The sequence below is a fragment of the Paraflavitalea speifideaquila genome, from assembly GCF_032395985.1.
Classification (GTDB): Bacteria; Bacteroidota; Bacteroidia; order Chitinophagales; family Chitinophagaceae; genus Paraflavitalea; species Paraflavitalea speifideaquila.
The window spans coordinates 2,793,661-2,814,556 of record NZ_CP135920.1 but is presented as its reverse complement, the minus strand read 5'-3'; the positions used below and the strand labels follow the sequence as shown (position 1 = coordinate 2,814,556).

Annotated in this window: 32 protein-coding genes; 19 read left to right on the top strand and 13 right to left on the bottom strand. The window is 45.6% G+C overall.

Annotated features, from left to right (window positions below; all coding sequences use genetic code 11):
* The first annotated feature begins 103 nt into the window (after positions 1-103).
* From RS881_RS19310 to RS881_RS19300, 3 genes are all read left to right on the top strand, one after another.
* Positions 104-874 (top strand): acyl-CoA thioester hydrolase/BAAT C-terminal domain-containing protein, encoded by a 771-nt coding sequence (locus tag RS881_RS19310; protein ID WP_315822561.1) that lies wholly within the window; start codon positions 104-106, stop codon positions 872-874.
* A gap of 346 nt (positions 875-1,220) precedes the next feature.
* Complete coding sequence (locus RS881_RS19305; RefSeq protein ID WP_315822560.1) at positions 1,221-1,634, top strand: Xre family toxin-antitoxin system antitoxin; 414 nt, start codon at positions 1,221-1,223, stop codon at positions 1,632-1,634.
* Between the two features lie 3 nt (positions 1,635-1,637).
* The gene (locus RS881_RS19300) at positions 1,638-2,090 is read left to right on the top strand and encodes an RES family NAD+ phosphorylase (protein ID WP_315822559.1); all 453 of its coding nucleotides are present in this window, start codon (positions 1,638-1,640) and stop codon (positions 2,088-2,090) included.
* Between the two features lie 172 nt (positions 2,091-2,262).
* Here RS881_RS19300 and RS881_RS19295 read toward each other — a convergent pair whose 3' ends face one another.
* Entirely contained in the window at positions 2,263-2,529 is a 267-nt protein-coding gene (locus RS881_RS19295; RefSeq protein ID WP_315822558.1) for a hypothetical protein, read from the bottom strand.
* Between the two features lie 392 nt (positions 2,530-2,921).
* Here RS881_RS19295 and RS881_RS19290 point away from each other — a divergent pair, with 392 nt between their 5' ends.
* The 4 genes from RS881_RS19290 to RS881_RS19275 are packed head-to-tail and all read left to right on the top strand — an operon-like array spanning position 2,922 to position 4,759.
* Positions 2,922-3,521 (top strand): hypothetical protein, encoded by a 600-nt coding sequence (locus tag RS881_RS19290; RefSeq protein WP_315822557.1) that lies wholly within the window; start codon positions 2,922-2,924, stop codon positions 3,519-3,521.
* Positions 3,467-3,673, top strand: a complete 207-nt coding sequence (locus RS881_RS19285) for a histidine kinase (protein WP_315822556.1) — start codon at positions 3,467-3,469, stop codon at positions 3,671-3,673. Before RS881_RS19290 ends, RS881_RS19285 begins: the two co-directional genes overlap by 55 nt.
* A 23-nt stretch (positions 3,674-3,696) precedes the next feature.
* A complete protein-coding gene (locus RS881_RS19280; RefSeq protein ID WP_315822555.1) occupies positions 3,697-4,086 on the top strand; it encodes a LytS family sensor histidine kinase in 390 nt (129 codons plus the stop codon).
* A complete protein-coding gene (locus RS881_RS19275) occupies positions 4,067-4,759 on the top strand; it encodes a LytR/AlgR family response regulator transcription factor (protein ID WP_315822554.1) in 693 nt (230 codons plus the stop codon). The genes RS881_RS19280 and RS881_RS19275 overlap by 20 nt, the downstream gene beginning before the upstream one ends.
* Before the next feature lie 126 nt (positions 4,760-4,885).
* Here the strand turns inward: RS881_RS19275 and RS881_RS19270 are convergent, their stop codons facing one another.
* From RS881_RS19270 to RS881_RS19255, 4 genes are all read right to left on the bottom strand, one after another.
* Positions 4,886-5,029 (bottom strand): hypothetical protein, encoded by a 144-nt coding sequence (locus tag RS881_RS19270; RefSeq protein WP_315822553.1) that lies wholly within the window; start codon positions 5,027-5,029, stop codon positions 4,886-4,888.
* Positions 5,014-5,613 carry an ABC transporter substrate-binding protein gene (locus RS881_RS19265; RefSeq protein ID WP_315822552.1) on the bottom strand — a complete coding sequence of 200 codons (600 nt, stop codon included), beginning with the start codon at positions 5,611-5,613 and terminating at the stop codon, positions 5,014-5,016. The genes RS881_RS19270 and RS881_RS19265 overlap by 16 nt, the downstream gene beginning before the upstream one ends.
* Before the next feature lie 68 nt (positions 5,614-5,681).
* Positions 5,682-6,176 (bottom strand): ABC transporter substrate-binding protein, encoded by a 495-nt coding sequence (locus RS881_RS19260; RefSeq protein ID WP_315822551.1) that lies wholly within the window; start codon positions 6,174-6,176, stop codon positions 5,682-5,684.
* Positions 6,173-6,514 (bottom strand): ABC transporter substrate-binding protein, encoded by a 342-nt coding sequence (locus RS881_RS19255; protein WP_315822550.1) that lies wholly within the window; start codon positions 6,512-6,514, stop codon positions 6,173-6,175. The genes RS881_RS19260 and RS881_RS19255 overlap by 4 nt, the downstream gene beginning before the upstream one ends.
* Positions 6,515-6,587: 73 nt before the next feature.
* Between RS881_RS19255 and RS881_RS19250 the strand changes: the two genes are divergently transcribed.
* From RS881_RS19250 to RS881_RS19240, 3 genes are read left to right on the top strand one after another with little or no spacing between them, the layout of a single operon-like run.
* Positions 6,588-6,827 carry a hypothetical protein gene (locus RS881_RS19250; RefSeq protein WP_315822549.1) on the top strand — a complete coding sequence of 80 codons (240 nt, stop codon included), beginning with the start codon at positions 6,588-6,590 and terminating at the stop codon, positions 6,825-6,827.
* Positions 6,827-8,104 (top strand): M1 family metallopeptidase, encoded by a 1,278-nt coding sequence (locus tag RS881_RS19245; RefSeq protein ID WP_315822548.1) that lies wholly within the window; start codon positions 6,827-6,829, stop codon positions 8,102-8,104. The genes RS881_RS19250 and RS881_RS19245 overlap by 1 nt, the downstream gene beginning before the upstream one ends.
* A gap of 5 nt (positions 8,105-8,109) precedes the next feature.
* Entirely contained in the window at positions 8,110-8,268 is a 159-nt protein-coding gene (locus RS881_RS19240) for a hypothetical protein (protein WP_315822547.1), read from the top strand.
* A gap of 132 nt (positions 8,269-8,400) precedes the next feature.
* Here the strand turns inward: RS881_RS19240 and RS881_RS19235 are convergent, their stop codons facing one another.
* From RS881_RS19235 to RS881_RS19220, 3 genes are all read right to left on the bottom strand, one after another.
* On the bottom strand, positions 8,401-8,490 hold the full coding sequence (locus RS881_RS19235) for a DUF6576 domain-containing protein (protein ID WP_315824539.1): 90 nt from the start codon (positions 8,488-8,490) through the stop codon (positions 8,401-8,403).
* A gap of 391 nt (positions 8,491-8,881) precedes the next feature.
* The gene (locus RS881_RS61665; protein WP_425476363.1) at positions 8,882-9,241 is read right to left on the bottom strand and encodes a rhomboid family intramembrane serine protease; all 360 of its coding nucleotides are present in this window, start codon (positions 9,239-9,241) and stop codon (positions 8,882-8,884) included.
* A gap of 214 nt (positions 9,242-9,455) precedes the next feature.
* Positions 9,456-10,073, bottom strand: a complete 618-nt coding sequence (locus RS881_RS19220; RefSeq protein WP_315822546.1) for a C40 family peptidase — start codon at positions 10,071-10,073, stop codon at positions 9,456-9,458.
* Positions 10,074-10,403: 330 nt separating this feature from the next.
* Between RS881_RS19220 and RS881_RS19215 the strand changes: the two genes are divergently transcribed.
* From RS881_RS19215 to mqnE, 9 genes are all read left to right on the top strand, one after another.
* The gene (locus RS881_RS19215; RefSeq protein ID WP_315822545.1) at positions 10,404-11,390 is read left to right on the top strand and encodes a PHP domain-containing protein; all 987 of its coding nucleotides are present in this window, start codon (positions 10,404-10,406) and stop codon (positions 11,388-11,390) included.
* Positions 11,288-12,646: a DNA polymerase III subunit alpha gene (gene dnaE / locus RS881_RS19210; protein WP_315822544.1), complete on the top strand. Its 1,359-nt coding sequence runs from the start codon at positions 11,288-11,290 to the stop codon at positions 12,644-12,646. The genes RS881_RS19215 and dnaE overlap by 103 nt, the downstream gene beginning before the upstream one ends.
* Complete coding sequence (locus tag RS881_RS19205; RefSeq protein ID WP_315822543.1) at positions 12,643-14,001, top strand: helix-hairpin-helix domain-containing protein; 1,359 nt, start codon at positions 12,643-12,645, stop codon at positions 13,999-14,001. Before dnaE ends, RS881_RS19205 begins: the two co-directional genes overlap by 4 nt.
* Before the next feature lie 155 nt (positions 14,002-14,156).
* The gene (gene trxA, locus RS881_RS19200) at positions 14,157-14,492 is read left to right on the top strand and encodes a thioredoxin (RefSeq protein WP_315822542.1); all 336 of its coding nucleotides are present in this window, start codon (positions 14,157-14,159) and stop codon (positions 14,490-14,492) included.
* A 284-nt stretch (positions 14,493-14,776) separates the two neighbouring features.
* Positions 14,777-15,253, top strand: coding sequence for a hypothetical protein (locus RS881_RS19195; RefSeq protein ID WP_315822541.1), 477 nt, complete (start codon positions 14,777-14,779; stop codon positions 15,251-15,253).
* Positions 15,254-15,414: 161 nt separating this feature from the next.
* The gene (locus tag RS881_RS19190) at positions 15,415-15,600 is read left to right on the top strand and encodes a Na+ dependent nucleoside transporter N-terminal domain-containing protein (protein WP_315822540.1); all 186 of its coding nucleotides are present in this window, start codon (positions 15,415-15,417) and stop codon (positions 15,598-15,600) included.
* Positions 15,601-15,608: 8 nt separating this feature from the next.
* Complete coding sequence (locus RS881_RS19185) at positions 15,609-16,181, top strand: NupC/NupG family nucleoside CNT transporter (protein ID WP_315822539.1); 573 nt, start codon at positions 15,609-15,611, stop codon at positions 16,179-16,181.
* Positions 16,181-17,113: a NupC/NupG family nucleoside CNT transporter gene (locus tag RS881_RS19180; RefSeq protein WP_315822538.1), complete on the top strand. Its 933-nt coding sequence runs from the start codon at positions 16,181-16,183 to the stop codon at positions 17,111-17,113. Before RS881_RS19185 ends, RS881_RS19180 begins: the two co-directional genes overlap by 1 nt.
* A gap of 124 nt (positions 17,114-17,237) precedes the next feature.
* Positions 17,238-18,407, top strand: coding sequence for an aminofutalosine synthase MqnE (gene mqnE / locus RS881_RS19175; RefSeq protein ID WP_315822537.1), 1,170 nt, complete (start codon positions 17,238-17,240; stop codon positions 18,405-18,407).
* On the opposite strand, the gene RS881_RS19170 is transcribed toward mqnE, so the two are convergent.
* The 5 genes from RS881_RS19170 to RS881_RS19150 all read right to left on the bottom strand — a co-directional run bounded on the left by RS881_RS19170 (position 18,408) and on the right by RS881_RS19150 (position 20,739).
* Positions 18,408-18,680 (bottom strand): hypothetical protein, encoded by a 273-nt coding sequence (locus RS881_RS19170; protein WP_315822536.1) that lies wholly within the window; start codon positions 18,678-18,680, stop codon positions 18,408-18,410.
* 48 nt (positions 18,681-18,728) lie between these two features.
* Positions 18,729-18,878: a hypothetical protein gene (locus RS881_RS19165; protein ID WP_315822535.1), complete on the bottom strand. Its 150-nt coding sequence runs from the start codon at positions 18,876-18,878 to the stop codon at positions 18,729-18,731.
* A 50-nt stretch (positions 18,879-18,928) separates the two neighbouring features.
* On the bottom strand, positions 18,929-19,282 hold the full coding sequence (locus RS881_RS19160; RefSeq protein WP_315822534.1) for a hypothetical protein: 354 nt from the start codon (positions 19,280-19,282) through the stop codon (positions 18,929-18,931).
* A gap of 72 nt (positions 19,283-19,354) precedes the next feature.
* The gene (locus tag RS881_RS19155) at positions 19,355-20,281 is read right to left on the bottom strand and encodes an L-serine ammonia-lyase (RefSeq protein ID WP_315822533.1); all 927 of its coding nucleotides are present in this window, start codon (positions 20,279-20,281) and stop codon (positions 19,355-19,357) included.
* Complete coding sequence (locus tag RS881_RS19150) at positions 20,215-20,739, bottom strand: serine dehydratase beta chain (RefSeq protein ID WP_315822532.1); 525 nt, start codon at positions 20,737-20,739, stop codon at positions 20,215-20,217. Before RS881_RS19150 ends, RS881_RS19155 begins: the two co-directional genes overlap by 67 nt.
* Between the last annotated feature and the right edge of the window lie 157 nt (positions 20,740-20,896).

Below are 20,896 nucleotides of genomic sequence, written 5' to 3'. Positions count from 1 at the left end.
CACGCCAATGCCCAACTTTGTGTAAAATTATTACATGCACCCTGCCGATAAAATAATAGCTATCCTGCTTTTAATAAGCTGCCGACTTTTTGCGCAAGATACTTTGACCACTAAAAACACCGATGCCATCCTATATACAGGCCCCGGCAATAACCAGCCCTTGATCGTAGCATTGGGCGGCTCGGAAGGCGGCAATGCCTGGGCCAGTAATTATTGGAAACAGACAAGGGACCAATTCATAGAAAAGGGTTATGCCTTTTTGGCCATTGGTTATTTCAACACGAAACATTCACCCAAAATATTGGATAAGATAGCCATTGAAGATGTGTACAATGTCATTGTCAGCGCCAAGACAAATGCCAAAATAAAAGGGAAGAAGATTGCCGTTGTAGGAGGTTCACGCGGCGCTGATCTGGCTTTACTGTTAGGATCTTATTACAAAGACATCACTTGCGTTATTGGTATGTCGGGCAGCCATGCGGTATTCCCCGGCCATACCGATCATTTCACCACCTCCTGTTGGACCTTTGAGGGCAAGGAACTGCCCTTTATTCCGGTGAATGAAGCAGCCGTACCTTTTCTCATGAAAAGAGACCTGCGGGGCACTTTTGAGGCCATGCTTAAAGATACAGTAGCTGAACAAAAGTCTTTGATCAGGGTGGAAAACATCAATGGCCCCGTGTTACTGATGTCTGGCACCAAAGATGATATCTGCCCTTCCACACCTATGTCAGAAAAAGTAATAGCCCGGTTGAAAGCCCACCAGTTCAAAAGCTATACCGAGCATATTGCCTATGAAGGAGGCCATGCAGAACCCACTAAACATTTTGATAAGGTATTTGACTTCCTGCAATTGCATTTCGTGGATAAATAAGCTGAACTTCTCCCATCTTACTGCCCGAAGGCAGACCAAGATACATTGCACTTTACCGTACTGGATATTCTCTTACTCAATATATGGCATGTACAACACCATACGGCATAACTCAACCTGTTCGTAAGACAAACTACCCATTCGGCACCGGACTGGATATCCCAAACTGAAGAGATCATCCATTAATACAAATTTTAAAACAGGCATAATGAACACATTATCAAATAATAAGAAATATCTTATCCAAGGACCGATTGCGGAATAGGAAAATATTCCGGTTATACTCGGAAAAATGCCTATATTTATTGTTCAATAATTGGTGCAGGTTATGACAAGTACAGAGCAAATGAGAGTAGCCCTTCTCAAAGAAGTCCCGGGGCAAATTAATGATAGTGAGATCCTTGATTTTCTATACACCAAAGAAGTCAATTATAAACATATCAATGCCATAAAAGACCTCACAGCCTTTACCGATGACACCATTTCTGATTGGTTGAATGTAAGTGTAAGAACCTTCAGAGAATACCGTAAACCCAAAAGTACTTTTAAAGAGAATGTAAAGGAACATGTACTACTGCTCCTGTCGCTTATTAAGCATGGCAAAGAAGTATTCGTTTCTCCCAAAGCATTCGACACCTGGCTGGACACGCCTAATTTTTATTTCGATAATAAAACCCCTTCCACTTTTTTAAATACCATTACCGGCATCAAGTTTGTCGATGACCGCTTAACCGCTATGGAGTTTGGAGACAATATTTAAGCTATGGAAGTATTCAGGATCGCTAAGGAGGCCTTTTCAAAAGTTTTAACTTCTTCAGGTAGTGCCAACCGATGGAACAGGAAAGGCCAGCAAGTTCTTTATGCAGGCTCATCAAGATCCCTTTCTTCCCTGGAACTTATCGTTCACAAGGGATCAGTAGTGCCTACTGAGACTTATAAAGTAATGGTGATCTCGATAGCAGATGAAGATTATTTATGTAAGAAAATACATATCAAAGACCTTCCAGCCAACTGGCGCACCTTTGCCGCCTATTCCGCATTGCAGAAAATCGGCTCGGATTGGTTCAATAAACAAGAAACGCTGATATTAAAAGTTCCTTCGGCGGTAATCCCCTACGAATACAATTATATCATCAATACGGAACATGCCGTCTTTAAGGACAAAGTTCACCTGGCAAGAACAGAAGAATATTTCTGGGATTCAAGGCTGCTATAATCTTTTAATGCAAAGAAAATTACTCCTATGTTTTTGATCAGCACGACTGCCCCATTGAATACAATTATAGCACATCAATGCCCAATAGCACTATCAACCTCCTTATATAAAGTCCATGTGCCCGTGCAATCAAATTCTTTAGGAAACTCATCTTCTGTTTTATAGTGTACGGTCATCTCCCATTCTCCTTCAAAACGATCTTCCACCAATGTTCCTGAATAATGTATATCCGTAGCAGGTTCATTTTCATAAACGACAGGTATCGGGTCTTTTGATCTTTGAATTTCCAAACATAAGCAGGCAGCACAAACGATTGCGTTAATATATCCTTACCCTTCATCACCAACGTATACCACCGGTAAGCGCCATCCTGTTGCCGGGTTGTTACTTTCGCATCAACTATTTCGCCACCACCTGACCATACAAGGCTATCAGGCAACCGGTAGCGTATCCTGAGTGTATTACCCTTTGTTGGATGAACAGGAAGAACGAAGGCCGACTGTGCAAGACCAGTTATATTAACTACAATAAAACACAGTGATAATAATATTCTTCTTATCTTTTGAAAAACAGGAATATGCGAAAATGGGGTAACAATAACATAGTTTTTTTACCAAAAGAAGCGAACAAGCCAGGCAGATAGAAAAATGATTGACTAGTTTATAGAAAGAACAGATGAACAGGCATAGTAAAACGACGATTAAATATTACCGCATCCCAAGTTTCATTCGTCAGTCTTACCCCGAAATTGATCCCGGGCAGTACTCTATTTGTCAGCACAGGATGGCCATTTGATCAAAATCCAGGACATTTAAGGCTACAACCAAGGTTATGAGCTCTACTATTGTTATTCCGCAAATGAAAGAAAAAGTGTTTACCAGGGGCACCCAATACCTCATTGCTCTTTGGCAACGCTCGTTTACCGATCCCTTGTATCGTTTGTTACTGCATGTTGCCTTCTGGGTTTTCCTGCTTTTTTATTGGCTCCGGGAAAATATGATCGTTCATATTGAAGTGGCCCAGGATTATGCCATCACCCTTACAGGCGTAGCCCTTGGCCTCTTCTTGTTTTACGCCCTGGTATATGGTATTATACCGTTGATAATAAAGAGGCGCTGGCTCCTGGCCATCATCAGCTGCGCTTTGTATTACCTGGTGGCTGTTCTGCTGCGTACGTATCATATAAGCCAGTTGGTGGAACAATACAAAGGAGCAAACGGCTGGTTTGCCGGTCAGGATTTTTGGGATAATTTTTACAGCCACCAATTGCAACCTCACCAGTTATTCACTTATTTCTTCAACAGCATTACGGGCCTCATCACCATTATCTACATCCCCTTACGCTCAAATTTGTACGCTATGCTTATCATAAGAACATGCTGCAAAGCCAGCTGGAAAAAGAAAACATACAACTGGAATTCAATTTCCTGAAAGCGCAAGTTAATCCCCACCTTCTTTTTAATTCACTCAACAACCTGCAATCCTATATCGTACATGATGAAAAAGAAAATTCGGTTGAGTTACTGAACCGCCTGGCAGATCTGTTGCGTTTTTCATTGTATGAAGGTCAGGGGAATGGGTGAGCCTGCAACAGGAAGTTACCCCGTTGCAAAATTATATTGCAGTTGAAAGGATACGGTATGATGAGCAATCCAGCATAACCACCGATATTCGTACCACTCCAGTAAGTTATCCGTTGCCAGCCTTATTATTGATGCCCTTGGTAGAGAATGCCTTCAAATACAGCGCGGCCCTGCCCGAAGCATCAGTACAGATACAATTAATTACACAAAACGATGTGTTGAAATTTGTAACCAGAAATAGCTATGCCTATGCCGGAACGCCACAACACGGGGGCATTGGTCTGCAAAACGTACGCAAAAGGTTGCAGCATCACTTCCCAGACCGTCATTTGCTGGAAATCCAGGATACACAACACATTTTTACAGTCACATTAACAATATACCCATCAGCACATGAACTGCCTAATCGTTGATGACGAACCAGAAGCAAGAAAACTACTGACCACCTATGTATCTTCCATCCCAGGATGTAAGATTGTAGGCGCCTGCCGCAATGCCATGGAAGCCTATGAAGCATTACAAACCGGCAAAACCGACCTGCTATTGCTGGATATTCGCATGCCTGTTATATCAGGTACCGATTTCTTGGGGTCGCTCAAAAACCCTCCGCTCGTTATTTTCACTACAGCCTATGACAAATATGCCATGGAGGGATATGAGCTCAACGTGGTTGATTACCTGTTGAAGCCCATTGCTATGCCACGGGTTTTACAGGCTGTAGAGAAAGCCTGGGACCGGTTCAAAGAAAGGATATTCGTTACCCCGCCGCCACCACCTGAATATACTTTTGTAAAGCAGGAAAATAAACTGGTAAAAGTATTGTTTAGCGATATTCGCTTTGTAGAAGGGATGCAAAACTATATCAAGATCCACCTGGCCGATTCCATCATGATCGTTTCTTCCACAATGAAAGCCTTTGAAAAATACTCCCCCGCCCAGTTTATTCGCGTGCACCGCTCTTATATTGCATCGGTAAATTATATTACTGCCATCCGCAACAGCCAAGTAGAAATGCCAGGCATGGAGTTACCTATCGACATTAGCAATAAGGATGACTTGTATAAATCGTTGGGTAATGAACAATAAAAAAAAGTAACCGGCCATCAGGCCGGCCATTAACTTCTTTTCAACCTGCTTAAGAGCCCTACTCTACCGCAGTAATGATGCAGGTGATCACTACTTTAAAGAGCATGATATTAGTGGTGGAATTTATTATTTCTCCAGATGCGCCCTTCTCAACTCTAGCAAATTCAACCCATTGGCCGGAAAACCTTTTACCCATAATTGTTCGAGGTGAATTACTTCATCGTACCAAAGTGGCACTACCGGAGCATCCTGTATTACCAGCTGATCCATCTGCTGGTACAGTTTATAACGCAAACTGTCATTATCGGTAATGATGGCCTCTTCATATAATTTATCAAAGGCAGTGTTCTTATAACGGGTATAATTAGGTGGTGCCGGATTCTTACCATAAAAACACTCAGGTAGTTTTCTGCTTCGGGATAATCAGCCATCCAGCTGCCCCGGAAAAACAAAGCTTGTGATTTGGCCGTTTGTTCCAGCAACAAACTTTTCTGTACTACTTCCACCTGTATCTTCAGGCCTACTTCTTCCAATTGCCGGGCAATAAAGCTGGCCAGGTCTGAATAAATGGCAATGGTGAGTAATTTCACAGGTGGCATTCCCTGACCATCGGGAAAACCTGCCTCACGCAATAAACGACGCGCTTTAACAGGATCATAAGGATATCCTTTCACTACTGAGGAATCGAAAGAAGGCAACCCTGAAGGGATAAAACCGCTTTCGGCGGGTGTACCAATCGAATTACGCAGGTACATCATCATTTTACGGCGGTCGAACCCATAATTGATCGCCTGCCGGATAGCTTTGAGCCGCAAGGGGGAGTTTTTAACCAGTGGGTTGCTGCTGTCTACCATGATACCCAGGTATTCTGTATTAAGATAGGAATGTTTGGTTAACCTGATCTTGCCTTCCCAGTCTTTCCTTAGTATTCCTTTTTAGTTAGCACTTCATCTTTGAAGGAGGCTTCTATATCATTGATAAAATCCAATTGTCCCTGACGGAACAACAGGAATTCGGTGGCTTTGCTATCATAAAAACTGGCTTTGACCGCATCCAGGTAAGGCAGGCGATTGCCTGCACTGTCTTTCTCGAAATAACGTTCATTTTTTACCATGATCAGTGCCTGCCCTTCCTCCCAATTCTTGAGGGCAAAAGGGCCAGTACCAACCGGATGGCTCCTGAAATCAACGCCATAGTGGGCCACTGCTTCGCGGGCCACGGCCGAGCAATACTGCATGCTTAACAGCCCCAGGATGGGCGTAAATGGGCGCAACAGGGTAAGGCGGAAGGTAGAATCATCCAGCGCTTTGAACCCGTCAGTAGCGGCAATGCGGTTGTTGAATATCCAGGCCCCGCTGCTGGCAGTAGCCGGATCGGTGATGCGTTTAAAGCTGTATTCAATATCCCGGGCGGTCATTTTACGCCCCTTGCCCCTGGAAATGCCTCATTATGGTGGAAATACACATCATCCCGCAGGTGGAAGGTATAGACCAGCCTGTCAGCACTCACCTCCCAACGGTAAGCCAGTGAAGGCACAATGCGTAGCTCATTGTCTGTTTCCACCAACGTATTGTACAACTGGTGGACGGCCCAGATAATGGATTGATTCTTGGCAAAAGCCGGGTCCAGGGTGGCAATACCACTGTATTCATTGTACCTGAATACCTGCTTATATGCGGTAGAATTACTGCCGCATGCGCTCAACAGGACAACCGGGGAAAAGAAGAGGATAAAAAATAGTGGGTTAGCTTTCATAATCTGCGCTAAATTTAGCACTTCAAAAACATATCGCTTTGATCTGCTCAAAAATTATCACCTGTCGTCCTTTTTGGGGAACACTCCTGGGTTCCCTGCTGTTTTTCATCGGAAACTCCTGTTCAGCCCAGCCGTTGAGCCAGAAAAAGGCTTTTCCCGGCAGGATACCTTACGCGGCAGCCTGCGGCCCGAAAGAACCTGGTGGGATGTACAGCGGTACGATGTACACGTTACCCCCGATTACAACAGTAAAACCATCAGTGGTGTGGTATACATGCACTTCAAAAAAGTGGTAAGGCTAGCACTTCCCTGATGCAGATCGACCTGCAGGAACCCATGATCCTCGACAGTGTAACGTATGATGTGCAGGAAGGCAAAACAACAAAGCATTTTACTGCTCCCCTTCGCCGCGAAGGCAATGTATATTGGGTCGAAACAAAAGCTTTTCAACGGTACCTCAACAATGAAGACCCACTCCTTACCCTTTATTTTCAGGGCAAACCCCGGGAAGCAGTTCGCCCACCCTGGGATGGTGGCTGGATATGGAGCAAAGACAAACAAGGGCGCCCCTGGATGAGTGTGGCCTGTCAGGGTTTAGGTGCCAGCGTTTGGTATCCCTGCAAGGACCACCAAAGCGATGAGCCCGATAAAGGCGCCTCCCTTACTATTACTGTTCCCGATACCCTGGTAGCAGTAGGCAATGGCCGCCTGGTCAACAAACGCCCTGCGGGCAATGGCCTTATAACCTATAGCTGGAACGTAACCAACCCCATCAACAATTACAACCTCGTTCCATACATTGGCAAATATGTAACCTGGCATGAAGACTTTGCCGGCGAAAAAGGCAAGCTCGATTGCGATTACTGGGTATTGGACTACAACCTTGAAAAGGCCAAAGAGCAATTCAAGCAGGCGCCTAAAATGTTGAAATGCTTTGAACACTGGTTTGGCCCCTACCCCTTTTATGAAGACAGCTACAAACTGGTAGAGTCACCCCACCTGGGTATGGAGCACCAAAGTGCTGTGGCCTATGGCAACGGATTCCAGAATGGTTATCGTGGCCGTGACCTGTCGGGTACCGGCTGGGGCAATAAATGGGATTTTATCCTGGTACATGAAAGCGGCCATGAATGGTTTGCCAATAATATTACCAGCAATGATATTGCCGATATGTGGCTTCATGAAGGCTTTACCAATTATTCTGAAACCATTTATACTACTTGTGAGTTTGGTGTGGAAGCTGGCAATGATTATTGCATTGGCACGCGCAAAGCCATCCAAAATGACATTCCCATTATTGGGCAGTATGGTGTAAACCAGGAAGGAAGTGGAGATATGTATTACAAAGGGGGCAACCTGCTACATACCATTCGCAATATCATTGGTGATGATTCAACGTTCCGCCAGATATTAAGGGGGCTGAATAAGGAGTATTACCACAAAACCACCGATACAAAAGATGTAGAAGCTTATATCAGCCAACGCGCCGGCATTGACCTTTCAAGGTTTTTGACCAATACCTGCGCACCACGCAGCTACCCACCCTTGAGTACAAAACAGCAGCAGGCACCATTGAATTTCGCTATGTAAACTGTGTGAAAGGGTTTGCCATGCCACTCAGGGTGAAAGCCGGCGATCAAAAGCTATTGATCACACCAACGGAAGTATGGCAATCGCAAAAGATCGACAATTATGATGGGAAAGGTTTTGAGGTAGATCGTAATTTTTATATCAATACCAAGCAAGCTAAGTAAGGTTGAAAAGTTAAAAGGATAATAAGGAGAAAGCCTTCCTTATTATCCTTTTAATTTTATTGGGCAATACATATGTACTTGGTTACCTTGTTAACTAATCAAGTTTTCAACCTGTCAACTTCCCGCCTACCATTACCTAATCCGCTTCGAGTACTCCTCTAGTTTCTCCTTCTCGGCCTTGGTAAGGCTGCGCATACCCGATTTGTTGATCTTGTCCAGTATCCGGTCAATTTCCTGTTGCCGGCTATGCTGTTCTTCATTGTACTTCTGATCAATCGTATAGTTGCGTTGGTGTGTTTTATAGAAAAATTATCGATCAGCAACAAGTGTGGCCTGGTAATAATGAGATAAATGAAAACAATGGCTGGTACACTGATGATGAGTATCGTAATATAGTTTGCCAGCAGCGCCTGCGGTTGCATCACTAAGGCCACGATCATACCAATCACGGCACCGCCCAGGTGGGCATCATGGCCAATATTCCCGGTTTTCGACCTGATACCATAAATGGAAATAAGGGTATACAACAAACCAAAAAGCCAGCCCGGAATGGATATGGGAATGAAAAAAAGCCCTATGTCGATACCAGGAAACAATGCTATGGCTGCAAAGATTACCCCGAAACGGCCCCCGAAGCGCCCATTGAACTATAATCACCACTATGGCGGTGAATAAATAACGAAAGCAAATTGCCACCTACCAGGCCCATAAAATAAACGATCAGGAAACCCCACCAGTCCAGGACGATACTTAAGGAGCCACTGAAAAATACAAGGCAAACATATTGAAGATCAGGTGCAGCCAGTTGGCATGCAAAAAAACCCGAGGTGATGAGCCGTTCATATTGGCGGTAGATCAATATACCATCCACATTAAACTTAAACCGGTCGAAGAACACTTCGTTGCCAAATCCCTTCCAGGACATCAGCATATTAGTCACAATCAGCAGAAATATGATAATTCCAGTCACCATTTAGTAAGGGATTTTTAAACGGAGAACAGCTACTTGCGACTGAAATATATTGATCCTTTGGCAAAACGTCAAATCGGAGTATTTGGGGGCAGGAATCCGAATTTCTGCGGACTCCTGTATTCTGTTTCCAGTATTCTATATGGGGTATGCTTACCTGATCCGCCCCCGCCGGCAAAATGGGAAGAATAATATCCTTCGCTGATGTCATTGATCATTACCCGCCGGAGGTGGAGGCATGTACAAATTTATTATTGCGCAGGTAAACGCCTACATGCGAAACGCCTGCTTTACGTCCGCGCGTTTTAAAGAACACCAGATCACCTACTTCTAATTCTTCTTTGCGGAGTCGTTTACTATTTTGGTATTGTTGGGCGGAAGTGCGGGGCAACATCAGGCCATACATGGTAAAAATAAAGGTCTGGGCAAATGCTGAGCAATCCACCCCGTTTTTGTCATTGCCGCCGTATTTATAGCGGGTGCCATACCAGTCTTCAATAAAACTGATCATTTTCCCATCGGTAAGTTCTTCCACCGGCGAGTCGAGTAGGATGGAATATTTGAATTGAAGGGGATCACTCAATTCCACCGTAGCCCCTGTATGCACCGAAGGGCCGGGACTATACCGTTCATTATTGCTATTGCCCACCATATACCGGCGCGAACTATCCCCTGGTTTAATAGAAATATTTTCAATAAATCGAGGCGATCCTGAGGTAGATCTGTTACTGGCATTGGATGGTGCAGCAGTTGTTGTTTTCCGCTGGGTACTGCAACTGGTAGCCGCCAGGGCCACCAATCCGATCAACCATCCATATTTTAACATATTATACATTAGCCACCTATTAAAAACAAATGCCGCAAAGGTAACAAATACATTGCCAAAACAGCAAGAAACGGCAATCGACAATCGGCATTCGGTAATAAGTTCCTGATAGATGTAGTGGCTGACAAAAAACAAACTCGCTATTTAGCAAGTTTTTAGGAGTTCAGCGAGCCATTGCCGACTCATTTTATTAGTAACAACCTGTGGGGAAATATTGCCATTTGTTTAGCAATTCTTCAGGAACTTTGCAGTTGACTTTGTGTTATCACTAACCAGGAATCTGAAAACGTCGATTTAATGTGTAAATTCTCTCATCTTCACGTCCATACCCAGTTTTCTTTGCTCGATGGAGCAGCCTCTATTCAATCATTGTATAAAAAGGCTGTTAAGGATGGTCAGCCGGCCATTGCCATTACAGACCATGGCAATATGTTTGGCGCCTTTGAATTTGTAGCCGAAGCCTATAAACACAAAAATGAGGATGGCTCCCTGAAGGTAAAACCCATTGTGGGCTGCGAATTTTATGTGGTGGAAGACCGTCACCGCAAGATATTCTCCAAAGAAGTAAAAGACGAACGCTATCACCAGGTATTACTGGCCAAAAATAAACAGGGCTACCAAAACCTCATCAAGCTCACTTCACTGGGTTATATAGAGGGTATGTACTCCAAATATCCGCGTATTGACAAGAAACTGATCGAGCAATACCATGAAGGATTGATTGCTACCACCTGCTGCATCGGCGCCTATGTACCCCAAACCATTCTTCATGATGGGGAAGATAAAGCCGAACAGGAGTTCAAATGGTGGCTCGACCTCTTTGGTGAAGATTATTTTATTGAAGTACAACGCCATGATATCAAGGAGCAGATTCAGATCAATGAGGTACTCCTGAAATTCGCGAAGAAGTTCAATGTACCCATCATTGCTACTAATGATAGTCACTATACTGACCAGGATGATTACAATGCCCACGACATCCTGCTATGTATCAATACTGGTGAAAAGAAAAGTACACCCGGTTATGATGATATTGTCAATGATGACCTTAACGTAAAGGAACGCCGGTTTAAATTCCCGAACGATCAGTTCTATTTCAAAACGCAGGATGAAATGAAGAAACTCTTCAGCGACATTCCTGAGTCCATCGACAATACCAATATGATCGTTGACCGGGTAGAAGTATTGAACCTCAAAAGGACATCCTCCTGCCTGCCTTTCCGTTGCCCAAAGAATTCCAGACTACTGAGGACAGTAACCTTAATCAGTGGACTTACCTGCACTACCTTACTTATGAGGGTGCCAGGCAACGCTATTCAGAGCTAACCCCTGAAATAACAGAACGGCTCGATTTTGAGCTCTTCACCATCAAAACCATGGGTTTTGCGGGTTACTTCCTGATCGTGAGTGACTTTATCAAGGCGGGCCGTGACCTGGGTGTATTCATTGGCCCTGGCCGGGGTTCGGCAGCCGGTAGTGTGGTGGCTTATTGTATAGGCATCACCAATATTGACCCTATCAAGTACAACCTGCTGTTTGAACGTTTCCTCAACCCCGACCGTAAGTCGATGCCAGATATTGATACGGACTTCGACGATGAAGGCCGTCAAAAAGTAATAGACTATGTGGTAGATAAATATGGTAAAGCACAGGTGGCCCAGATCATTACTTATGGTACTATGGCCGCTAAAATGAGTATCAAGGATGTGGCGCGCGCACTTGATCTTCCGCTGGCTGAATCGAATGCCCTGGCCAAGCTGGTGCCCGACAAACCTGGTATTGAACTGGGCCGGGTATTAAAAGCCCCCATGACGGCTAAGGAAGGGGAAAAATCGCTCGAGGAAAAAGAAGGCCTGGGCCCGGATGAATTGGAAAATGTAAAACGCATACGCGAGATCTATAAAAGTGATACGCTGAACGGATCGGTATTGCATGAAGCCGAACGTTTGGAAGGCTCAGTACGCAATACCGGTATCCACGCTGCCGGTATCATCATTGCCCCCAAAGACCTGACGGAACTGATCCCCGTATCTGTTGCCAAAGACTCTACACTCTGGGTAACCCAGTTTGAAGGTAGTATCATTGAAGATGCCGGAGTAATCAAGATGGACTTCCTGGGTTTAAAAACCCTGACCATCATCAAGAATGCCCTGGCAATGATCAAGCAGAACCATGGTGTGGATATCGTGATCGACGATGTGCCCCTGGATGATGAAAAGACCTATGAGATCTACCAAAAAGCGGATACCATTGGTACTTTCCAATTTGAAAGTCCCGGTATGCAAAAATACCTGCGCGACCTGAAGCCTGACCAATTTGCTGACTTGATTGCGATGAACGCCTTGTATCGCCCGGGTCCGCTGGCCTATATCCCCAACTTCATCGACCGGAAACATGGCCGGGAGCCCATCACCTATGATGTTCCGGAAATGGAAGAATACCTGGCCGATACCTATGGAATTACGGTATACCAGGAGCAGGTAATGTTGCTTGCCCAAAAACTGGCCGGCTTTAGTAAGGGTGATGCCGACGTACTGCGGAAGGCCATGGGTAAAAACAAAAGGCGGTACTGGATAAAATGAAGGCGCAGTTTGTAAAAGGTGGTTCTGCCAAAGGCCATCCTGAAGACAAGCTGGAAAAGATATGGACCGACTGGGAAGCCTTTGCCCAATACGCCTTCAACAAGTCGCACTCTACCTGTTATGCTTTTGTGGCCTATCAAACTGCCTACCTCAAAGCCCACTACCCTTCCGAATACATGGCGGCCGTATTGAACAACGCCGGCGCCATTGAAAAGCTCACCTTCTTCATGGAAGAATGCAAGCGGATGGGCAAGATGGTACTGGGCCCGGATATCAACGAATCTTTCAAGGGTTTCTCTGTAAACCTGGAAGGCCATATCCGTGTAGGATTGGGCGGATTAAAAGGGGTGGGCGAAGCAGCCGTGGATAATATCATTGCTGAACGGGAGGCCAACGGACGATTTAACAATATTTTTGATATGATCAAGCGTGTGAACCAACGCGCGGTGAATAAAAAGACCCTGGAATGCCTGGTTTATGCTGGCGCCTTCGATAACTTTAAAGAGTTCCACCGGGCCCAATATTTCACGATACCACAGGGTGAAACAGCCTCCGGCCTCGAAAAGATCATCAAATTTGGCAATATTTACCAGCTCGAGAATAACAGTACGGCCAATACTCTTTTTGGCGATCTACCCAAGGCGCTGGACATTCCGCTGCCCAAAATTCCTCCTTGCGAGCCCTGGACACTGACTGAACTGCTGGACCGGGAAAAAGAGGTGACAGGGATGTTCATCAGCGGCCACCCGCTGGACCATTTCCGCTTTGAAATAAAGCACTATGGCTTTACCACCCTCCAGGATTTCAATGAATTTAAAGATGCCATTGGGGTTCAGTCAAACCCTGGGCGTTCCTTCCGCCTTGCCGGACTGGTAACGGATGCGCAGCACCGGGTAACCAAAACCGGGCGGCAGTTTGCCTCCTTTATAGTGGAGGATTATACGGGCAAAAGTGAGTTTATGCTCTGGAGTGACGATTATATGCGGTTTTCCCACTACATGGAAAAAGGCAAAAACCTATTCATAACCGGTTTTTTCAAGCCCCGCTTTAATAAGGTCGAATTTGAATTCAAGGTTGATAAGATCGTTTTGCTGGAGAGTATCAAACAAAATCTTACCAAACAGGTTATATTAGATATTGAAGCAAGGCACGTGAGTGAAGAGATGGTCAATTTCTTTGAAAAGAATGTTAAAACCCACCCTGGAAAGGCTGGTTTGAAGTTCAATATCAAGGAGATGAAGAAACAGTATAAGATCAGCCTGTATAGCCTGGAAACGGGCTTTGAAATGAATGACGAAATGACGGCCTGGCTGCAGAATAAACCCGAGGTAGATGTACAGGTTGTCACTGTGTAAATGTGGATAACGACATACGGGCAGGAATACTGAATTGGTTATAAATTTGCCGGTTCTTAGTAGTGAGTTTAGGAACAAAGTCCCATAAAGGGAAACCCGGTCCAGGCTTACCATCAAGTAATAAAATAATTAACTTTACAACTAAATTTAGATTTATGGCATTAGAATTCACCGATGCGAACTTCAAGGAGAAGGTAATCGCTTCCGATAAATTGACTGTGGTAGACTTTTGGGCTGAGTGGTGTGGACCTTGCCGCGCAATCGGACCAGTTATTGAAGATCTTTCTAAAGAATACACGGGTAAAGTAAATGTGGGCAAAGTGAATGTAGACCACAACCCACAGATATCTGTTGATTACGGTATCACTTCTATCCCTGCAATCCTGTTTATCAAGGGTGGTAAAGTGGTAGACAAGCTGGTTGGTGCACAACCTAAAGCAAACTTTGTAAAAAGATCGAGCAACACATCTAAGTGTAGCCGTCACCTATAAAAAAGCGACTCCGCCTGGCGGGGTCGCTTTTTTATTGGCCCCACCGGCAACGATAGCATGGTTTTTGGTGTTATCCCCCAACCAACAATACCGCTTATACCGGTACGGTAACCGTAAACAACCATTATTACAGGTACAGTGGTCAATTGTAATGCTGCCGTTGTTACAAATGGCTATGTGACCATTAAACTGGAGGGAGCGCCTTTTACCGGGTAAGTATTAACAATGGCGCTTTCAGCTTATCTATCACGCGCTGCTCTATTAGGCCCACTACAGCCAACGTAGTGCCCTTCGACATTGGCTCCAGTCAGGCTGGCCCCGGCACCACCATCAGCGTTTCAAGCGGAAATGTCCCTGCAGGTCAGTTAGCAGCTTGTGGTACTTCCCTTACCGAAGTGATCAATTATACACTCAATGGCATTAGCTACAACTACAATGGACTGGCCGACTCGCTGAGCGCCATCCGGTATGATCAAAACCAGGAAACGGATATATCGGGCTCACGGCCCAATGGCAACGCTAATATCCGTTTTTCATTTACCGGTGCTGCTCCTACAGGATCCAAACCCATGTATTACCTGACTGTATGGAACAATGGAAAGTATTATATTATGGCCGGGAGCCCCAGCGTTAACGTTACAGAATTCGGTGCGCCTGTCAACGGCTTTATTGCCGGTAATTTTAGAGGTAATGTAAAAGATTCAGCTACCGCTGCTCAGTTCCCGATCTACTGTACTTTCCGGGTTAGAAGAAGCAATTAACCTTCTTTTACCCTTATCGGCTTACCGGGTATTGTAAAACCAATGTTGGCTTTACAATACCCGTTTTTTATGATATTTCCCGTTCCCCCAGGTCTAACCACGCATAAATAGTTCTTCTACCAGCCAGTTTTTGTCCTGAAACCTTGTCTAATTAAACAGGATTGCGATTTATCGTTATATTGCCCAATCTTTTATTTAACCAAACTACCGGCATGAATCCCGTCCTGGTCAATATTTCCCGCGGTGCACTCGGCATGTTCTTCCTGATCCTGATTTGTTACCTGTTGAGCAACAACCGGCGGGCCATTAACTGGAAGTTGGTAGGTATGGGCCTTTTGCCCAGGTGATGTTTGCCATGGGGGTATTGCATACTACCGTCTTTGGCCAGCCTGTATTCTGGCTCCTGTTTGGATGTATCCTCGCCTATACCATCTTTAATAAATTCAACCGGGTAAGAAATAAGGTCGAAGGCAATCATATTACCTATGATGCTGCCAGCTTAACATATGTATTAATCTGGCAATTGTTCTTTGTTATAGGGCTTATTCTGGCGCCCAGGCTGTTAGGGAAATGGTCCAGCCTATCTATCTTTATTAGTTGCCTGGCTATATTGTTTTTTAGTTTCCGCATAGGTAAAAAGCATGCAGAATTGATGAAATGGTCAATCCTGTTATCCTGCGTATTCATTACAGTAGCCGTTTACACCAAGGTGTGTAACCCGCAGATATTTAAGATCATCCTGCAATCTGCATCAAACGTATTTGTTGAGCTCATCAATATCAGTCATAGAGGTACCGAATTTATGTTTGGTAAGCTGGCCGATGACAAACAAAGCTGGGCTTATGTGTTTGCCATTCAGGTATTACCCAATATCATTTTTTTGCCGCCCTCTCGTCCGTACTCTATTACCTGGGTGTATTACAGGTAGTGGTGTATGTATTTGCCTATGTACTCAATAAATTAAAGATTTCCGGTTCAGAAAGCCTTTCAACAGCTGCCAATATTTTCCTGGGGCAGACCGAAGCTCCTTTAATGATACGTCCTTACCTCGACAAGATGACCCGGTCGGAGATACTCTGTATCATGATTGGAGGGATGGCCAATACTGCAGGAAGCGTGCTGGCCGCCTATGTAAGCATGCTGGGAGGGTCAGATGTGGCGCAACAGCATTATTTTGCCTTGCACATGTTAAGCCAATCCATCATGAGCGCCCCTGCTGCTATTGTTTGTTCCAAAATACTCTTTCCACAAACGGATGAGCACATGGTATCCAAAGACCTAACTGTCCCCAAGGAGAAACTTGGCGACAATTTTCTGGATGCCCTATCGCTTGGAACCACAGACGGGTTAAAACTGGCGGTCAATGTGGGCGCCATGCTGATCGTATTTACAGCTATCATGTGGGTAGTGAATGGGCTGATGGGCTGGGTAGGCAGCATCACTCACCTGAATGAAGAAATTGCTATTTCGACCGGAGGCAGGTATACGGAACTTTCCCTGCAAATGGTACTCGGCTATTTATTTTCACCTGTGGCCTGGATGATTGGGGTACCGCAGGGTGATATGGTAGCCGTTGGGCAATTGCTGGGCACGAAAACCATCTTAAATGAATTTGTAGCTTATATCTCTTTGGGAGAAATGAAAGCCGCTAAAGTGATCCAGGATCCCAAATCCCTGCTGATCGCCACATATGCGCTTTGCGGATTTGCCAATTTTGCGTCTATTGGTATCCAGATTGGCGGTATCAGCCAGTTGGCTCCCAACCAGCGCCGAAACCTTACGGAATTGGGTGTAAAAGCCTTGATTGGCGGCACCATTGCCTGCCTCATGTGCGGCTGTATTGCGGGGGCGTTAATGTAAGGCCTTTCCTATTATAAATGCCTCTAAATGGTAATGTTCCCCGTTTAATTCCTCCGAATCCGGGGAGTTAAAACAAACATTTTACCTCTTTGATTGTAAGAACACTGATGTAACTTTGCCCATCATGAGTATTTCCATCCAGCAGATCATTGCCGCTGAACCCGATGCGGCGCTCCGCACCATCGCCAATAAGGTACTGAACAAGGAACGCATTACGCCTGAGGATGGCGTAACGCTGTTTGAAAAAGCCAATGCCCCCTTTGTTGGCGCCCTGGCCAACTTTGTACGTGAACGCCTGCATGGTAATAAGACTTATTTCAACCGCAATTTCCATATAGAGCCTACCAATGTTTGTGTATTTGCCTGTAAATTCTGTTCTTATTCCCGCCTCTATGCCCATCGAGAGGAAGGTTGGGAACTGACCACTGAACAAATGCTCAATATTGTAAAAGGGTACGATGGGAAACCGGTTACTGAGGTACATATTGTGGGTGGTGTACACCCCAAACTGACCCTCGAATTCTTTGCCGACCTGCTGCGCAAGATCAAGGCTCACCGTCCTGAATTGCACATCAAAGGTTTTACCCCGGTTGAACTGGATTATATGTTCCGCAAGGCGAAGAAAACACCCGAAGAAGGAATGGCCTATTTACATGAAGCGGGGCTGGACTCTTTACCCGGCGGCGGCGCCGAGATCTTCCACCCCGAAATACGCCAGCAGATCTGTGACGATAAAGTAGATGCCGATGGATGGCTCCGGATACATGAAGCAGCCCATAACCTGGGTATGCATACGAATGCTACGATGCTCTATGGGCATATTGAGCAATACTGGCATCGTGTAGACCATATGGAAAGGCTAAGACAATTACAGGATAAAACAGGCGGCTTTAATACTTTCATTCCGCTCAAATTCCGCAACAAGCAAAATGAGATGAGTAATGTGTCGGAGTCGGGCATTATTGAAGACATGCGGATGTATGCCATTGCCCGCCTGTACATGGATAATTTCCCGCATCTCAAGGCCTATTGGCCCATGCTGGGCCGCCAGAGTGCCCAACTCACGCTGTCGTTTGGTGTGAATGATATTGATGGTACTATTGACGATTCAACGAAGATCTACTCTATGGCTGGTTCAGAAGAGCAAACGCCGGCCATGAGCACTGCCCAACTGGTGACGCTGATCAAACAGGTAAAACGCCAGCCTGTAGAGCGGGATACGCTGTACCATGAATTAAGGGATTATACGGAGATCGATATTAAGGAGATCGAAGTAAATCCATTGCTGAATTAATTAATCGCCCAGCGGCTCCAGCACCCAGGTTTCGCGTCCCTGCATCCATTCCCGTACTTTATCTTCTTCGATAATACGGGTAATGAGCCTAAGTGAGCTCAAGGCTGTAAAATCAATATCAATGCGCCGTTTGACCGCAAACCGGCAATCCCGGAAGAAATCGTGTGCGGCTTCATAGCTATCAAACTTATTCTCTTCTATCCGGTGTTCTTCGAGGAACCTGGTGAGTTGTTCATCAAACTGCTCCTGCGGCTGCTCGAGCAAGCGGGTCATATCTTTTGATGTATACATCACCGGTAACCCAATAACCACCCCGCTCTTTCAATAAGCGGTGCAGCATGGCACAGAGCTGTTTTTTTCGTCCCAATTCAGGTACATCAGTAAGCCTTCATTCACAATGGTAACGGGTCCGGGTGGCAATAGGGCCACGACCTGGTTAAACTGTTCTTCATCCAGTGCATTGAGGGGCACTATAAGTAACCTGCCTTTGGGGGCCAGGTGTTTTGTGGCAATCAGCTTGTTTACCAGGTCCTTTTTTGGGGAATGAATGCGGGCAGGTCTGTATCTACATAGGTAACGGCCTTATGAAGTACGGTATCCAGGCTACGGCAGGAAAAGCCAGAAGAGAGTTCCAGTATTCCTTGCGGGTTGATGTCTGAAAGCGCCAGATCAATGGTTTTGTACCGGTTCTCAAAATGGATGATACGTCCCATCAATACGCGGGAACGTTTTTCACGGGCGGATTTGGTGAAGGCTTCCAGATCGCCTACCATGGCGGCTGTATCCCGGGCAAAAGGAATATCGGTAAGGGCCTTCATCATGAGTAAAGCACCGGCAGAAGGACTGATGGTATTGAAATCGCGTTCTCCGGTCATAAGGCGCATTTATTAGTAGCCTAAATGTACAGAAATAACACATTGCCATCGGTAACGCTGCCGGTCACCCCTTTAACATTCGGGCAAACTAATGGGTATATGAACGGCCAGGCCGCCTTCGGCTGTTTCCTTGTATTTAAAGCTCATGTCTTTGGCTGTATCCCACATCGTTTTGATCACATTGTCGAGCGATACTTTGGCAAAATCGGGGGTGCTTTGGAGTGCGAGCTGGGAGGCTGTAATGGCTTTGATAGCTCCCATGGTATTGCGTTCAATACAGGGTATCTGTACCAGTCCACCGATGGGGTCGCAGGTAAGTCCCAGGTGGTGCTCCATGGCTATTTCGGCAGCCATTAAGGCCTGTCTTTGTGTACCTCCCATGACTTCCGTTAGACCGGCAGCAGCCATGGCAGAAGAGACCCCTATTTCGGCCTGGCAGCCACCCATGGCAGCGGAAATGGTAGCCCCTTTCTTGAAGATGCTTCCTATTTCGGCTGCAGTGAGCATGAACTGGAGTATTTTATCTTCCTTATAGCCGTCGCAAAAAGCCACAAAGTATTGTAATACAGCAGGTATTACCCCTGCGGCGCCATTGGTAGGGGCTGTAACCACGCGCCCAAAAGAGGCATTTTCTTCATTGACTGCCAGGGCAAAGCAACTCACCCAGTCGAGTGTATATTTAAAATGATGGCCTCCATCCCGGATAGCCTGCAGCCAGGAATCATAATTGGTATAGGGTCTTCCTTCCAATAGTTTTTTATTGAGATCGGCGGCCCGGCGTTTAACCTGCAAGCCACCGGGCAATACTCCTTGTGTATTGCAGCCGCGGAAAATACATTCTTTCATTACCCGCCAGATTTGCAGCATTCCCATGCGTGTATCTTGTTCGGACCGCCAGCTATTCTCATTTTCCATCACCACTTCGCTGATGCTTAGGCCTGTCTTACGGCACCAATGCAACAGATCATCTGCTTTATCAACGGGAAAAGGTAATTGCACAGCAGCAGTACCGGTTGCCGCATCCTCTTCTTCTCTCTTAACAAATCCCCTCCTACGGAATACCAGGTTTCGGCTACTGAATCACCATTATGAAAAGCAGCCAGGAAGGTCAGTGCATTGGGGTGATAGGGTAAGGATTCTGTCATGAGGAAATCAATGTCCTCTGCCGGGTCGAAATCTATTTCATGCTTGCCATGGAGCAGCAGTTTTTTCATGGTCCTGATGGCTTCCGTTTTAGAGTCGATCAGGTGTACATCGAAGGTTACGGGATCATCGCCACTGAGGCCCAATTGTACAGCGATATCTGTACCATGGCCTTTGCCTGTTTTGGCCAGGGAGCCATAGAGTAATACGCGTACAGCCTCTACCTGGAACAGTTGGCCTTTATCTTCCAGGGATTGTAAAAAACGTTGAGCAGCTCTCCAGGGACCAAGTGTATGAGAGCTGGAGGGGCCCACCCTATTTTGAACATGTCGAATACAGAAATAGCTTCGTGTGGCAAGGAATTATTGTTTGCTGCAAAGGTAAATTAAATAGGCAATAGGTTTTCCTATAGTACTTCGTATAAGGAGATTTCGTAGATCATGATCGAATTGGGGGTACAACTTCCGTACT

Excerpts from the sequence above, each read along its gene's own strand:
- RS881_RS19305 (WP_315822560.1), top strand. The coding sequence starts at position 1,221 with ATGAGAGTAGCCCTTCTCAAAGAAGTCCCGGGGCAAATTAATGATAGT.
- RS881_RS19300 (WP_315822559.1), top strand. The coding sequence starts at position 1,638 with ATGGAAGTATTCAGGATCGCTAAGGAGGCCTTTTCAAAAGTTTTAACT.
- RS881_RS19290 (WP_315822557.1), top strand. The coding sequence starts at position 2,922 with ATGAGCTCTACTATTGTTATTCCGCAAATGAAAGAAAAAGTGTTTACC.
- RS881_RS19285 (WP_315822556.1), top strand. The coding sequence starts at position 3,467 with ATGCTGCAAAGCCAGCTGGAAAAAGAAAACATACAACTGGAATTCAAT.
- RS881_RS19275 (WP_315822554.1), top strand. The coding sequence starts at position 4,067 with ATGAACTGCCTAATCGTTGATGACGAACCAGAAGCAAGAAAACTACTG.
- RS881_RS19270 (WP_315822553.1), bottom strand. The coding sequence starts at position 5,029 with ATGGATCAGCTGGTAATACAGGATGCTCCGGTAGTGCCACTTTGGTAC.
- RS881_RS19265 (WP_315822552.1), bottom strand. The coding sequence starts at position 5,613 with ATGGTAGACAGCAGCAACCCACTGGTTAAAAACTCCCCCTTGCGGCTC.
- RS881_RS19260 (WP_315822551.1), bottom strand. The coding sequence starts at position 6,176 with ATGACCGCCCGGGATATTGAATACAGCTTTAAACGCATCACCGATCCG.
- RS881_RS19255 (WP_315822550.1), bottom strand. The coding sequence starts at position 6,514 with ATGAAAGCTAACCCACTATTTTTTATCCTCTTCTTTTCCCCGGTTGTC.
- RS881_RS19245 (WP_315822548.1), top strand. The coding sequence starts at position 6,827 with ATGCAGATCGACCTGCAGGAACCCATGATCCTCGACAGTGTAACGTAT.
- RS881_RS61665 (WP_425476363.1), bottom strand. The coding sequence starts at position 9,241 with ATGGTGACTGGAATTATCATATTTCTGCTGATTGTGACTAATATGCTG.
- RS881_RS19220 (WP_315822546.1), bottom strand. The coding sequence starts at position 10,073 with ATGTATAATATGTTAAAATATGGATGGTTGATCGGATTGGTGGCCCTG.
- RS881_RS19205 (WP_315822543.1), top strand. The coding sequence starts at position 12,643 with ATGAAGGCGCAGTTTGTAAAAGGTGGTTCTGCCAAAGGCCATCCTGAA.
- trxA (WP_315822542.1), top strand. The coding sequence starts at position 14,157 with ATGGCATTAGAATTCACCGATGCGAACTTCAAGGAGAAGGTAATCGCT.
- RS881_RS19185 (WP_315822539.1), top strand. The coding sequence starts at position 15,609 with ATGGGGGTATTGCATACTACCGTCTTTGGCCAGCCTGTATTCTGGCTC.
- mqnE (WP_315822537.1), top strand. The coding sequence starts at position 17,238 with ATGAGTATTTCCATCCAGCAGATCATTGCCGCTGAACCCGATGCGGCG.
- RS881_RS19170 (WP_315822536.1), bottom strand. The coding sequence starts at position 18,680 with ATGACCCGCTTGCTCGAGCAGCCGCAGGAGCAGTTTGATGAACAACTC.
- RS881_RS19160 (WP_315822534.1), bottom strand. The coding sequence starts at position 19,282 with ATGACCGGAGAACGCGATTTCAATACCATCAGTCCTTCTGCCGGTGCT.